This is a genomic window from Megasphaera sp. SW808 (assembly GCF_012027795.1).
Taxonomy (GTDB): domain Bacteria; phylum Bacillota; class Negativicutes; order Veillonellales; family Megasphaeraceae; genus Megasphaera; species Megasphaera stantonii.
The window spans coordinates 40,381-54,143 of record NZ_SJOT01000019.1 but is presented as its reverse complement, the minus strand read 5'-3'; the positions used below and the strand labels follow the sequence as shown (position 1 = coordinate 54,143).

The 13,763-nt window shown below is 54.4% G+C and carries 15 protein-coding genes; 10 read left to right on the top strand and 5 right to left on the bottom strand.

What is annotated here, in order from left to right; genetic code table 11:
* Nucleotides 1-266, bottom strand: a 266-nt coding sequence (locus E0L13_RS08080; protein ID WP_168061607.1) for an alpha/beta hydrolase, incomplete at its 3' end; no start/stop codon positions are given.
* 252 nt (nt 267-518) lie between these two features.
* Between E0L13_RS08080 and E0L13_RS08075 the strand changes: the two genes are divergently transcribed.
* Complete coding sequence (locus E0L13_RS08075; RefSeq protein WP_168061605.1) at nt 519-1,676, top strand: alpha/beta fold hydrolase; 1,158 nt, start codon at nt 519-521, stop codon at nt 1,674-1,676.
* A gap of 95 nt (nt 1,677-1,771) precedes the next feature.
* Here E0L13_RS08075 and E0L13_RS08070 read toward each other — a convergent pair whose 3' ends face one another.
* Both E0L13_RS08070 and E0L13_RS08065 read right to left on the bottom strand, forming a co-directional pair.
* Nucleotides 1,772-2,437, bottom strand: a complete 666-nt coding sequence (locus E0L13_RS08070; RefSeq protein ID WP_168061603.1) for a metal-dependent hydrolase — start codon at nt 2,435-2,437, stop codon at nt 1,772-1,774.
* Between the two features lie 13 nt (nt 2,438-2,450).
* Nucleotides 2,451-2,879, bottom strand: a complete 429-nt coding sequence (locus tag E0L13_RS08065) for a hypothetical protein (RefSeq protein ID WP_087478083.1) — start codon at nt 2,877-2,879, stop codon at nt 2,451-2,453.
* Nucleotides 2,880-3,044: 165 nt separating this feature from the next.
* Here E0L13_RS08065 and trmL point away from each other — a divergent pair, with 165 nt between their 5' ends.
* The 6 genes from trmL (at nt 3,045) to E0L13_RS08035 (ending at nt 7,580) form a co-directional block, all read left to right on the top strand.
* Nucleotides 3,045-3,533 (top strand): tRNA (uridine(34)/cytosine(34)/5-carboxymethylaminomethyluridine(34)-2'-O)-methyltransferase TrmL, encoded by a 489-nt coding sequence (gene trmL / locus E0L13_RS08060; protein WP_087478082.1) that lies wholly within the window; start codon nt 3,045-3,047, stop codon nt 3,531-3,533.
* A gap of 20 nt (nt 3,534-3,553) precedes the next feature.
* On the top strand, nt 3,554-3,901 hold the full coding sequence (locus E0L13_RS08055; RefSeq protein ID WP_087478081.1) for a YlbF family regulator: 348 nt from the start codon (nt 3,554-3,556) through the stop codon (nt 3,899-3,901).
* Between the two features lie 28 nt (nt 3,902-3,929).
* A complete protein-coding gene (gene murB, locus E0L13_RS08050) occupies nt 3,930-4,817 on the top strand; it encodes a UDP-N-acetylmuramate dehydrogenase (RefSeq protein WP_206081588.1) in 888 nt (295 codons plus the stop codon).
* 129 nt (nt 4,818-4,946) lie between these two features.
* Complete coding sequence (gene typA / locus E0L13_RS08045; RefSeq protein WP_168061599.1) at nt 4,947-6,761, top strand: translational GTPase TypA; 1,815 nt, start codon at nt 4,947-4,949, stop codon at nt 6,759-6,761.
* A 206-nt stretch (nt 6,762-6,967) separates the two neighbouring features.
* On the top strand, nt 6,968-7,234 hold the full coding sequence (locus E0L13_RS08040) for a PepSY domain-containing protein (RefSeq protein WP_087478078.1): 267 nt from the start codon (nt 6,968-6,970) through the stop codon (nt 7,232-7,234).
* 25 nt (nt 7,235-7,259) lie between these two features.
* Nucleotides 7,260-7,580, top strand: a complete 321-nt coding sequence (locus E0L13_RS08035) for a PepSY domain-containing protein (RefSeq protein ID WP_168061597.1) — start codon at nt 7,260-7,262, stop codon at nt 7,578-7,580.
* Nucleotides 7,581-7,689: 109 nt separating this feature from the next.
* Here E0L13_RS08035 and yfcE read toward each other — a convergent pair whose 3' ends face one another.
* Together yfcE and E0L13_RS12025 are read right to left on the bottom strand one after the other, a co-directional pair.
* Nucleotides 7,690-8,235 carry a phosphodiesterase gene (yfcE, locus tag E0L13_RS08030; RefSeq protein ID WP_168061594.1) on the bottom strand — a complete coding sequence of 182 codons (546 nt, stop codon included), beginning with the start codon at nt 8,233-8,235 and terminating at the stop codon, nt 7,690-7,692.
* Nucleotides 8,236-8,265: 30 nt separating this feature from the next.
* Entirely contained in the window at nt 8,266-8,910 is a 645-nt protein-coding gene (locus E0L13_RS12025) for a sugar O-acetyltransferase (protein ID WP_168061592.1), read from the bottom strand.
* A 154-nt stretch (nt 8,911-9,064) separates the two neighbouring features.
* On the opposite strand from E0L13_RS12025, the gene E0L13_RS08020 reads away from it, so the two are divergent.
* The 3 genes from E0L13_RS08020 to gluQRS are packed head-to-tail and all read left to right on the top strand — an operon-like array spanning nt 9,065 to nt 13,629.
* Nucleotides 9,065-9,709, top strand: a complete 645-nt coding sequence (locus E0L13_RS08020) for an HAD hydrolase-like protein (RefSeq protein WP_168061590.1) — start codon at nt 9,065-9,067, stop codon at nt 9,707-9,709.
* Nucleotides 9,710-9,748: 39 nt separating this feature from the next.
* Nucleotides 9,749-12,670, top strand: coding sequence for an insulinase family protein (locus E0L13_RS08015; protein WP_168061588.1), 2,922 nt, complete (start codon nt 9,749-9,751; stop codon nt 12,668-12,670).
* An 11-nt stretch (nt 12,671-12,681) separates the two neighbouring features.
* Nucleotides 12,682-13,629, top strand: coding sequence for a tRNA glutamyl-Q(34) synthetase GluQRS (gene gluQRS / locus E0L13_RS08010; RefSeq protein WP_168061586.1), 948 nt, complete (start codon nt 12,682-12,684; stop codon nt 13,627-13,629).
* The last annotated feature ends 134 nt before the right edge of the window (nt 13,630-13,763 follow it).

The following is a 13,763-nucleotide window of genomic DNA, read 5'->3' as shown; positions in this document are numbered from 1 at the left end:
TCCGCCAGCTTTTGGGCATATATGCCGGCTGTCTGTTCCTTAACGCCGCCGCCGGGATGGACGACGACAATGGCCGGATAGGTCCGGGTGTTTTTAAAATGAGGCGGTATGTAAAGGTTTCCTGCCAGTTGGATATTGTTTAGTTTTTTGGTAAACCAGACGTGCCGAACGTCAGCCGCCGTCTCGGCAGCTGACGGCTGGGCGGCCTGCGCTCCTACCGTAAAAAGAGACGCGAATACCAAAGCGGTAAGAAGTTGCTTTTTCATAGATCATTCCTCCTAGTCTGTAACAGATGACGCGGCCGCTGCTGTTTTGTTTGACAGCTTTATCATAGGGGAAGAATGGTGTCCTGTCTAATGCTTATATTTCCCAGTTCAAAATGCTCAGACCGCATGGCCGCGGCATGCCCGAACGGTATGCCTGCATAGGGAAAAGAGGCATTGTACAGATAAAGCCGTTATTAGGTATACTAACTATATAAAGTATACGGAGCTGTTAAGATGGACAAGGAGGATACGATGAGACGAGGCATAAAAACATGGATTGGAATTAGCCTGCTTGCCGGAGGTATTCTGTTCGGCTGCGTCGGAGGAGGAGAGTATGCTATGGCTAATGAAGGGGCGCAGCGACCGCTCGTATTGCGAACGATGGGCGGCATGACCTTCGGCGGAACCGTAGAAAGGTCCTCCGACGGCGAGACTTTTCACGGCGACCACGGTTACGCCCAGTATTTTATACCGGAAAAGGCAAAGAATTACCCTCTCGTTTTTTGGCACGGTATCGGCCAGTCCGGAGCCTGCTGGGAAACGACGCCGGACGGACGGGAAGGCTTCATGCAGCTGCTGCCCCGCAGGGGATGGGCCGTGTATATTATGGATCAGCCGCGGCGCGGACGGGCCGGGAGAACCAGCGCGCCAAATGGGGAAGACGTGTCCCTGACGGTGCATCGGGAGAGCGAAACGTGGAACGCCTTTCGCCTGGGCATTTGGTCTCCGCCGCAGCGGCCGGAGTTTTTTGATGCCCTGGCTTTTCCTAAAGAGGAAAATTCGATCAATCGCTTCATGCGCTGGCAGACGCCCGATACAGGTGAGCAGCCCCGCACAGCGGAACATCGGCGATTTCTGGCCCATACAGTCGGGCAGCTGTTTCAGGACATCGGCGGCGGCATCTTGGTGACACACTCGCGGAGCGGCGAATACGGTTGGGAAACGGTCATGGCAGCTCCCGACGACATCAAGGGCGTCGTTGCCTTTGAACCGGCGGCCTTTCCCTTTCCAGAAGGCGAGCGTCCTGCCGAAATTCCCAGCGGCCATCCTCTTGTCGAGCAGTTCCAGCAGCCTATCATGGTGCCGCAGGCCGAATTTGACAAGCTGACGAAGATACCTATTCTGATTGTCTATGGAGATAACATCGCCAAAGAACAAAGTACCTTGTTTAACGTTGAAGTATGGCGCTGCGCCAGCCTGCGGGCCGTTCAATTTGTCGAGGCCGTCAACCGTCACGGCGGCGACGCCCGCCTCGTGCGCCTGCCCGATATGGGAATTTACGGCAATACGCACGCTCCCTTTGCCGACTTGAATAACGAACAGATTGCCGATATCATGACGGCGTATCTGCATGAAAAGGGATTGGATTCTGATGATGCGCCTCATCGGGGCCCGTCCTTTATTCGATAATAATTTAAAGAAATATAATACATGCAGACAGAAAAGGGCCCTGCCATGAAAGGAGATGCTTTCACGGCAGGGCCGTTTCTTATGGATATAGTTGTTTAGAATTCGTATGTCGTTCCCGGTTCGACGACCTGGACGGGAATATTGTATTTGCTTTCCGTAAGCTGCTTATATTCCTGCGGGTCGGCGTCGATGACCGGCCACGTCTTGTAGTGGACGGGGATGACGAACTTCGGCTGAATCCACAAAGCCGCTAAGGCCGCGTCATCTATACCCATGGTAAAGTTGCCGCCGATGGGGAGGATGGCGCAGTCGATCTTGCCGAAGCGGTCGAGTATTTTCATGTCTGAAAACAGGCCCGTATCGCCAGCGAAGTAGACTCGCTTGCCGCCGAATTCGACGATGACGCCGCAGGCCATGCCGCCTTCGACGCCCGATCCATGAAAGGCCGGCGTCAGGCGAATCGTGCCGAAGGGAAAAGAGGCACTGCCGCCGACGTGCATCGCGTGAGCCCGGCAGCCTGCAGCGGCCGCTTTGCCCGCTACTTCAGCCGTGCTGACGACTAAGGCGTCGTTTTTCTTGGCGATGGCTTCGACGTCGCCGTAGTGGTCGCCGTGGGCGTGGGTCAAGACGACGTACTGACAGTCAATGTCGGCGGGACAGACGTTTGTCCACGGATTGTCCGTAATAAACGGGTCGAAGAGAATCGTAGTCGTTTCGTCAGACAGCGAAAAGGCTGCATGACCGTAGTACGTGAATTTCATGGGAGGAGCCTCCTTATTTTTCCGGTTCCCGGTGGCTGGTGCTCCAGGTCTTCCATTCGTCGAAGAAGGGGCGCATCGCTTTAATCGGAGCGGGAGCGCACATGGTTGAGTCCAAGGCGTCGCGGAGTTTGGCTTCGTTGTCGCCTAAGGGATAGATGGTCTTGTATTCGTCGTATACGCTCCAGAAATCGCGCATGTGGAGGTTGGCGTACGTTTCGCCGTAGATTTTGAAGCACGAGTCGCACAAGGTGATGAAAACGGCTTCTTCATCGTGCTGTTTGGCGTCGTCAAAGGCGCAGCAGCGCGTGTACAGGCGGATGTTGCCGAATAATTTCCGCAGGTAATCGTACACTTCCGAAACCATGGCAGGTTCCAGCTGCATGAGGCGACAGCCGGGGGCAAAGTAGATGGGGTACTGGGCAATGTTATCAAATGTATCCATGTGAAAACACCTCTCTTTTGATTTTTGAAAATAATAATTAAAGAATAATTATTATTTATATTATACCATGCATGATAAAAAAAATCAATGAATACATGGCCGGCCTTTCCTCTTGTGCTCCTACGGGAAATCTTGTACAATATTCGTTGGAGAGTGATTGATACTATGCATATTGTAATGGTAGAGCCGGAAATCCCCGGCAATACGGGCAATGTTGCCCGGTTATGCGCGGCGAATAAGATGACGCTGCATTTGGTAAAGCCCTTGGGCTTTTCCATCGACGACAAGCATTTAAAGCGCGCCGGCCTTGATTACTGGCATCTCGTAGACGTACAGGTTCATGAAAACTTCGATGAAGTGCTGGAAAAATACAAAGGCCACCGCTTTTTTTATTTGACGACAAAGGCGAACCAGTGTTATGCCGATATTCAGTTTCAAGAAGATGACATGCTCGTCTTTGGCAAGGAAACGAAGGGCTTGCCGGAAGAACTGCTCAAACAGTATCCTGACAGCTGCTTCCGCGTGCCGATGGCTGAAGAAGCGCGGAGTCTGAATTTGTCGAATACGGTCGCTATCGTTTCGTATGAAGCGCTGCGCCAGCTCGGATTTCCCGGCATGGCCAAGGGCGGCGTCGGAATCGATCATTTAACCTAAGGAAAAGGCGGGAAACAAGAGTGGAATTATACGATAAAGCCAACGAATTGGCGAAAGCTATTCAAAATTGCAAGGAATACGTAGAGCTGGTAGAGGCGGGCAAGGTACTGGCCGAAGACGAAAAGACGGCTCACTTAGTGCAGGATTTCCTCATCATGCAGGCTCAGCTGGCTTATGCCGAATCCATGGGCAATAAACCGATTCGCAAGAAAATCGAACAGCTGAACCGCATGGCGGAACAGCTTAAAAAGAACGAGACGGCAATGGCTTACCTGCAGAAATACAACCGCTGGCAGGCGATGGCCGGAGAAGTGTATCAGGTAATTCAGAACGCAATGGCAGAAGGAATGAGCATTCTTGATAAATAAGTACGCATTGACAAGTTTTGTGGCGCAGATGAGCAAGTATACGCCGATGGACAACATCATTCTCGATGCGCCCATGAGCGAGCATACAACTTTTGCCGTCGGAGGCCCGGCCGATATTTTGGTCCTGCCGGCGTCGGTAAAGGAAATGTCCGTGGCCATCCGCATCGCCCGCTCCTTGGAACTGCCTGTGACGGTTCTGGGCGGCGGATCGAATGTCCTCGTCCGGGACGGCGGCATCCGCGGCGTCGTCATTCAGCTGAACCGCTTGAAGAAGGTGTTGTCCTGTCACGACGGCAAGCTGCTGGTCAGTGCGGGTTACATGCTGAAGGATATTTGCCAATTTGCTCAGGAACAGGGCTTGACGGGCATAGAATTCGCCTGCGGCATACCTGGCACGCTGGGCGGCGCCGTCTTCATGAACGCCGGCGCCTACGGCGGCGAAATGAGCCATGTCGTGTCCCGCGTCCGTACGGTCAGCAGCACCGGCGGCGTCCATACGTACAGCGCGCCGAACTTAGGCTTTGGCTATCGTCAGAGCCGGTTTCAGAAATCCCAGGAATTCGTCGTTGAAGTGGAGCTGCTCCTGCGGCCCGGTGACAAGGACGAAATCCAGCGCACCATGGACGACCTCATGCAGCGGCGGCGCAGCAAGCAGCCGCTGGAAATGCACAGCGCCGGCAGCACCTTTAAGCGTCCTCCAGGATATTTTGCCGGCACGCTCATCGACCAGACCGGCCTGAAGGGCCTGTCGTGCGGCGACGCGCAGGTATCGACAAAGCACGCCGGCTTCGTCGTCAATCGGGGCCATGCCTCGGCCCGCGACGTCCTGCAGGTGATTCGCGAAGTGCAGCGCCGCGTCGAACTGGCCCACGGCGTCCATTTAGAGCCGGAAGTGCGGATTATCGGCGAAGACTAGGTAAATTTCATCGTATTTTTCTGTAAAAAGCCCTGCGACGTGTAGTCAAGCGGGGCTTTTTGTGCTATACTCTATGAGTTACGAACTAACTATACTTATCATTATTTGACATAGGAGAGAGGACATTAGATGGAACGTCAAGATATTCGCAATATTGCAATTATTGCCCACGTTGACCATGGCAAAACGACATTGGTCGACGCAATGCTTAAGCAGAGCCACGTTTTCCGCACCAATGAAAAGGTTGCCGAACGAGTCATGGACTCCGGCGATATCGAACGGGAACGGGGCATTACGATCCTGTCCAAAAACACGTCCGTCATGCATGAAGGCGTCAAGATCAATATCGTCGACACGCCGGGCCATGCCGATTTCGGCGGCGAAGTAGAACGTGTTCTGAATATGGTCGACGGCGTACTGCTGCTCGTCGACGCCTTCGAAGGCCCTATGCCGCAGACGAAATACGTACTGCGCAAGGCGCTGGAACAGAATTTGAAGCCTATCGTAGTTATCAATAAAATCGACAAGCCCGAAGCCCGCGTTTCGGAAGTCGAAGACGAAGTACTGGAACTGTTCATGGAATTGGAAGCCAACGACGAACAGCTCGATTTCCCGGTCATTTACGCAAATGGCCGCGACGGCATTGCCAAGTATTCCATGGATGACGACAGCTCCGATTTGGAACCGTTGTTTAAAACCATCATTAAACACTGCCCCTGCCCCAAGGGTGATATCGACGGCCCGCTGCAGTTTATGGTTACGACCTTGGATTACGACGACTACGTCGGTAAAATCGCCATCGGCCGTATCGTCCGCGGCCGTCTCCGTCCGAACCAGAACGTCGTGATTACCGACGGCGAAGGCCAGCGCCGTGCCAAGGTCGGCCGCGTATATACGTACGAAGGCCTGAAGCGGACGGAAACGGAAGAAGCTGCTATGGGCGATATTGCCTGCATCATCGGTATTCCTGACCTCAAGATCGGCGAAACTGTAGCAGACCCGCAGAATCCGGAAGCCTTGCCGAAAATCAACATCGACGAACCGACCTTGTCGATGATTTTCTACGTCAACGACAGCCCCTTCGCCGGCCAGGAAGGCGAATTCGTCACGAGCCGCCACCTCCGCGACCGCTTGTTCCGCGAAGTGCAGACCAACGTGTCCCTCCGCGTCGAAGAAACAGACAGCGCCGATGCCTTTAAGGTATCGGGCCGCGGCGAACTGCACATTGCCGTCCTCATCGAAGAAATGCGCCGCGAAGGCTATGAAATGCAGATCGGCAAGCCCAGCGTCATTACGAAGGAAATCAACGGCCAGAAATGCGAACCGCTGGAAGCCCTGACTATCGACGTGCCGCAGGAATTCATGGGCTCCGTTATGGAAAAACTCGGTACCCGAAAGGCGGAAATGGTCAATATGGTCGACATCGCCGGCTACACTCGTTTGGAATTCATTATTCCGGCCCGCGGCCTCATCGGCTTCCGCAGCGAATTCCTCACGGCCACGAAGGGCAACGGCATCATGTACCATGTCTTCCACGGCTATGCTCCCTGGAAGGGCGAAATTCCCGGCCGTACGCGCGGCAGCTTAGTCGCCTTTGAATCGGGCACGACGACGGGCTATGGTATTTTCAACCTGCAGGACCGCGGCGACATGTTTATCTCGCCGGCTCAGGAAATTTACCTCGGCCAGGTCGTAGGTGAAAGCAACCGCGACGTCGACATCGACGTAAACCCCTGCAAGAAAAAACACCTTACCAATACGCGTTCCTCCGCGTCGGACGAAGCGCTTCGCCTCGTTCCGCCCCGCGTCATGGGCCTGGAAAAATCGCTCGAATGGATCAACGATGACGAGCTCGTCGAAGTTACGCCGAAGAGCATTCGTATCCGCAAAGCCATTTTGGATAAGCACGACAGAAAGAAAGCTATGCGCAAAGCACAGCAGTAATTGCAATGTTATCGAAGCAGCCTTCCAAACACCCGTCGGGAGGTTGCTTTTTGTCAATGCTAAAGGATTTCTAAACAACTCTAAACTACTTCTAAATAAATTTTTAACAAATAATGATTATTAAAAATATTGACAATGGGGCGGAAGTATGTAATAATTTAAGTGTAAAAACTACTGCAACTAAAAACACTAGGAGGTATTAGAGTATGAAAAAGAAAATGGGAACTATCTTAGCGGTATTAGCTGTAAGTGCAATGGGATTTTCGACGGCGTTTGCCAGCATGAGCGCGCAGGATGCAGAAAACATCGTATTGAAAGAATATCCGGGCGCTACGATTCATAGAGTAGACCGCGATTACGACGACGGCCGCAGAGTATATGAAGTAGATTTCAGAACCGACAGCATCTGGGACGGCGAATTGACCATTGACGCCGATACGGGCAAGATTTTAGAACGGAAAGAAAAATACTAAGATACAGCTGTAGGGGGGAATGATGATGAAAAAGAAGTTGAGCGCATTACTGGCTCTTGCAGCTGTGACATGTATGGGCATCGTACCGGCCTTTGCCATCAGCATGCAGGATGCGGAACAGATTGTTAAAAACGAATATCCCGGTGCGGTAATCCACCGCGTAGAACGGGATTATGACGATGGCCGCAGAGTTTACGAAATCGATTTCCACAGCGACTCCGTTTGGGAAGGCGATCTTACCATTGATGCCGAAACGGGCAGAATTTTGGAACGGGATATCGATAATGACCGCGATCGCGACTGCAACCGCCGCCATCGCCACAACCGTCACTGCAGCGATTGGTAACAGGTACCGGCAAGTATAAGACATAAAAAGAACGGATTCATCAGGATAGGCCTGCGGGCCTGGTCTTGATGAATCCGTTTTTTACTTTTTAGAATGCTGCCGGATGATTTTACAACGTCAGGGTATGATACAGGCTGCCGTCCATGGTTTTCCATTGGCATTCGTCGGCCGTCATGATCATATATCCGGCAGGCGTGTTTTCCTTGGGCAGGGAAATCGAGCCGGGATTCAGGTATAGGTTGCCGCTGCCGAAGGGTTCCCAGGCCGGCACGTGCGTGTGGCCGTGAAGCAGGATGTCGCCGGCGCCGAGGGGAGGCGGAGCGGCCGTGTTGAAGTCGTCGCCGTGCGTCGCGAAGACCGTCCGCTTTCCTAAATAGAGAAGGGCATAGCTGGCCATGATGGGAAATTCCAGCACCATCTGGTCGACAGCCGCGTCGCAGTTTCCCTGTACGCAGAGGATGCGGTCCTTTTCGGCGTTCAGCATGGCGGCTACGTCTTTGGGACAATATTCTTTCGGCAAGTCGTTGCGCGGACCGTGATATAACATATCGCCTAACAGAACTAATTTCTGCGCCTCCTCGCGGCGAAAGGCATCCAGCAATCTGCGGCAGCAGTATGCGGAGCCGTGGATATCTGAAGCAATCATGAGTTTCATCGTCGTACCTCCTATATATACATAAGGGTATTACAGTTTAAAATTATGTTTGAAATATTCCCGGTCTTCCGGTAGCATGCGGTGCAGCTGGCTGTCCTGCTCTGTTATCCTGCGCACAGGGCGGCAGGGATTGCCGTAAGCCAGATACCCGTCGGGAATGTCCTTGGTGACGACGCTGCCGGCGCCGATGACGACGTTGTCGCCGATGCGCACGCCGCCCAGGACGGTGACGTTGCAGGCCAGCCAGACGTTATGGCCGATATGGATGTCTTCGGCGTACTCGGCCATGGTCATGCGCCCTTCATTGTCGAGGCCGAGCCGTTCCTGCGGCAGAAGGGGATGATTCGTTGCCATAAGCGATACGTTGGGGCCGAAGCAGACGTTGTCGCCGATATAAATGCGGGCGTCGTCCATGACGGTGAGGTTGAAGTTGGCGAAGAAATTTTCGCCGATGAAGGTATGGCAGCCGTAGTTAAATTGAATGGGTCCCTGGAAGTAATACACCTTTCCAATGGCTCCGATAAACTCCCTGACGATAGGCAGGCGCTGCAGGTCGTATTCATCCATCTGGTTGAAGTGCAGGCAGGCGCTGTGGGCCTTGTGCTTCATCGCCACCAGTTCCGGCGAGCGGTTGTTGAAGATATATCCGGCGAAAATTTTTTCTTCTTCTGTCACGGCGTATCGCCTCCTTATAAGTTTAAACTGTATATATAGTATAGTACTTCATTTTCCGGCGCGAAGCAACTGCAGGCGGGCCGCCCTCTAGCACGGCAATGGCAAACATGATATAGTATATATGGTCTGATTGGAAACTATTAGGAGGTTTTGTATGTATACATCCGTTTTATTTGATTTAGACGGCACGCTGACTGATTCGAAGGAAGGAATCATCAAGTCCGTTGAATATGCCCTCATACAGATGGGCGAAACGACGGAAGGCCGGCTGGATCAGCATATTATCGTCGGGCCGCCCCTGGTCACGACGTTTCGCGATACCTTTGGATTTTCCGAGGAAAAGGCGCGGGAAATGTACGCTCATTTCCAGCAGCGCTACAGCACGATAGGCAAGTTTGAAAACCGGGCCTTCGACGGCGTCGTCCCCATGCTGCAGCGCCTGCAGGAACGGGGCGTACGCTCCTTCGTTGCCACGTCCAAACCGGAGGTTCACGCCAAGGCTATCTGTGAAAAATTCGGCATCGCGCCGTACGTCGAAATGATTGCCGGCCCGGCCGTAGGCGGCACGGACACGAAGGCTGATATTATTCGCCGCATTTTGCAGCATATCGGCCCGGACGAGGCGAAACGGGCCGTCATGGTCGGCGACAGGCAGTACGACGTCTGCGGAGCCCGCGAAACGGGCCTGCCGGTCATCGTCGTCGGCTACGGCTACGGCAACGAGGAGGAACGGCGGCAGTTTCCGCCGGATTTCTTCGTTTCTTCCGTAGCGGAGTTAGAAGCCCTTATTTTACAATAATATAGTGTTGCAATCATAACAGAGAAAAGAGGAATGTTGATGAAATTAGAAACAGGGACTGGGCTGCATGGATTTCGCGTAACCCGATCGGTCTTCGTCAAGGAGCTGGAAAGCCAGGCCTATGAAATGGAGCATCTTCAGTCGGGAGCGCGGGTGTTATATATTCAAAATGAAGATGATAACAAGGTATTTTCCATTTCCTTCCGCACGACGCCGTCGGACAGCACCGGCGTGCCCCATATCTGCGAGCACTCCGTCTTGTGCGGCTCGCGGAAATTTCCGCTGAAGGAACCTTTTGTCGAATTGGTCAAGGGCTCGCTGAATACGTTCCTGAACGCCATGACCTTTCCCGACAAGACGATGTATCCCGTAGCCAGCCGGAATGCCGTCGATTTCAAAAATCTGATGGATGTGTATCTGGACGCCGTCTTTTTCCCGAATATGCTGACGGACGAACAGGTTCTCATGCAGGAAGGCTGGCATTACGAGCTGGAATCGCCCGATGCGCCTTTGACGTACTGCGGCGTCGTATATAATGAAATGAAAGGCGTGTTCTCGTCTCCCGACTCGCAGCTCGAACGGCGGGTCATGGAGAACTTGTTCCCGGACACGACGTACGGCGTCGAATCGGGCGGCGACCCCGACGATATTCCCAACTTGACGCAGGAAGCCTTCGCAGCCTTCCATGCCAAATATTACCATCCGTCGAACAGCTATATCTTCCTGTACGGCGACATGGATATCGACGCGACGCTGGCCTTCATAGACGGCGAATACCTGAGCAAGTTTACGAAGGAGCCGATCGATTCGGCTATCGGCCGTCAGGCGCCGGTGCCGTCTGTCGTCAAGACCTATCCGTACGGCATTGCCAAGGAAGAAAAAATGGAGCACAAGACGCTGCATAGCCTGACTTACGTCGTCGACGACGCCCTGGACCCGACGCTGGGCCTGGCCTTCAAGGTCCTGACGTACGTCCTGCTGCTGTCGCCGGCTGCGCCTCTGAAAAAAGCCCTCGTCGACGCCGGCGTGGGCAAGGATATTTCCGGCGACTTCCAGGACGGGCTGCTTCAGCCCTTGTGGGGGATTTCCGTCAACGGCTCTGACCCGGACAAGCAGGATAAGATACTGCCTATCGTCCGCCGCGTACTGGGCGATATGGTGAAGGAAGGCATCGACAAGACGCTTCTGGAGGGGGCTCTGAACCGCATCGAATTTACGCTCCGCGAAGCCGATTTTGCCGGCCGTCCCAAGGGACTGATTTACGGTATCCGCTGCATGGATTCGTGGCTCTACGACGGCGATCCGTTAGCGCCGCTGGCCTATGAAGGAGCGCTGAAGGTACTGCGCGACGGCATAGAAACGGGCTATTATGAACGTATTTTGCAGAAATACGTCCTGGATAATACGTATTACGCCCTTATTTCCCTCGTGCCGGAACAGGGCTTGACGGAGCGGCACGACGCCGAGCTGGCTGAAAAGCTGGCGGCCTATAAGGCGACGCTGACGGAGGACGACATTGCCGGCATCATGGCGGCGACGGAAGCCTTAAAGAAGCGGCAGGCGACGCCTGATTCTCCGGAAGCGCTGCTGTCTATTCCGACTCTTTCTCGGGACGACCTAGAGCATAAGGCGGAGCGGATCGTCATGCACGAAGAAACGATGGGGTCCATCCATATCTGCCACGTCCCCGACGTGACGAATGGCATTACCTATGTCAACGCCTATTTTGACCTTCACGGCATTACGGCAGAAGAGCTGCCTTATGTCTACTTGCTGAGCGATATCTTGGGCGACTTGGATACGAAGACCCACGGCTACGGCGAATTGGCGTCTTTGATCGACCTGCATACAGGCGGTATCGACAGCACTGTTTCGGCCTTTTCAGACCGGGAAAACAACAAGAATTACGTTCCCGTATTCAAGTTTAAGGCGAAAGTCCTGAGCCAGCATATCGACAAACTCGTCGGCCTGCTGAAGGAAATTTCCCTCGATACGGTCTTTACGAATGAGGAACGGCTAATCGAGCTGATTGAAGAAACGAAGGCCGGCTGGGATATGGACGCCTTCCGCCGCGGCCATATCCTCGTCATGCACCGCGTTTTGTCTTATACGTCGCCGGTCGAAGCGTTCTGCAACGCCGGAGAATTTTCCTATTACCAGTTTATCAGCCAGATAGCGGCGAATATCGGCGAAACCTGCGGCGAAGTAGCCGCTAAGCTGCAGGCCGTCATGAAGAAAATCTTCGTCCGAGCTGGCCTGACGATCGAAATTACCGGCAGCGACGACGAAAAGAAAGCCGCCGCAGCCGCATTGCCTCAATGGCTTGACGCCATGCCCAAGGGGGAACGCCGGACGGAACTGTGCGATTTCGTCATGGAACAGAAGAACGAAGGCATCATGACCAGCGGCACGGTGCAGTACGTCGCCAAGGGCGGCAACTTCCGCGACCACGGGTACACCTACGCCGGCTCGCTCATGGTATTGGACACGATCCTGCAGTACGGGTATTTGTGGACGAAGATACGGGTGCAGGGCGGCGCGTACGGCGCCTTTACCCGGTTCTACGACAACGGCGACATGGTATTCTGCTCCTATCGGGACCCGAATTTGGGCAGCACGGTTCAGGCTTACGACGAGCTGGCTGATTATTTGGAAACCTTCGACGTGTCTGAACGGGAAATGACGAAATACGTCATCGGCACGCTGAGCCGCATCGACGTGCCCCTTACGCCGTCCCTGCGCGGCGATAAAGCCATGAACCGTTACTTTACGGGGACGACGCCGGATGTTGCGCAGAAACGCCGGGATCAGCTGCTGGCGACGACGGCCGCCGATATCCGGGCCCTGGCTCCCTTGATCCGCTCGGTCATGGAAGACGGCAATCTCTGCGTCATGGGCGGCGAAGGGAAAATCCGCGAAGAAGCGAGCTTGTTCGGCAATCTCGTGTCGCTGCCCGATTAGGTCGTGAGCTCATGAGAGGTCGTTTTGCGCCCAGCCCGACGGGGTACATGCATTTGGGAAACGCGTGGACAGCATTTTTGTGCTGGCTTCAGGTCCGGCAAGCCGGCGGCACGTTGGTCCTGCGCATGGAAGACGTCGACGAGCAGCGGTCGAAAAAGGAATTTGCCGACGCCCTGATGCGGGACTTACAGTGGCTGGGGCTGACCTGGGACGAAGGGCCCGATAGGGGCGGATCGTCCGGGCCGTATACGCAGCAGGAACGATATGCTCTGTACGACGGTGCGCTGTCGGTGCTGCAGCGCGGCGGCCTGCTGTACCCCTGCTACTGCAGCCGGGCCAGATTGCAGGCTATCGGCGCGCCCCACGCCGGTGAGCGAAGCGTGTATGACGGGCATTGCTACGGCATGACGGTGGCGGAACGGGCTGCGATGCAGAAAGACCCGTCGTGGCGCGTCCACGTGCCCGCTGCTGCCGTGTCGTTCTGTGACGGCGTGTATGGCCGGCAGGAAGCGTATTTGCCGAGGGCCTGCGGCGATTTCGTCGTACGTCGTGCCGACGGCTTGTATGCCTATCAGCTGGCCGTGTCCGTCGACGACGGAATGATGGGCATTACCCACGTCCTGCGGGGACGCGACCTGCTGTCGTCGACGGCGCAGCAGATTTGGCTCATCGAATACCTCGGCTATCCTGCGCCGCAGTACACTCACGTGCCCATGCTGATTGACGGAGAAGGTCGCCGTTTGTCGAAGCGGCAGCAGGGCATTACGATAGAGAGCCTGCGGGAGGGCGGAGCCGACCGCGACAGCGTACTATCCTATTTGGCGTACAAAGGCGGCCTGGTATCCGAACGGGCCCGTTATCCGCTGGAAGAGCTGGCGCGGCACTGCGATTTGACGGCGCTGCGGCAGGAGGACATCGTCGTAGACGACGATGTGATGCAGGCTATTTGCGCCGTATAAACCCAATATAATATGAATCTGTACCTATTCTTTTTAATCACCATGCAGCCTGCATGGTGATTTTTTATATATAGTTCCCGCGAATGGGCTGATATTTGTTGTCACGAGGTGTTGAAATGTGGTAAAATGTGGTG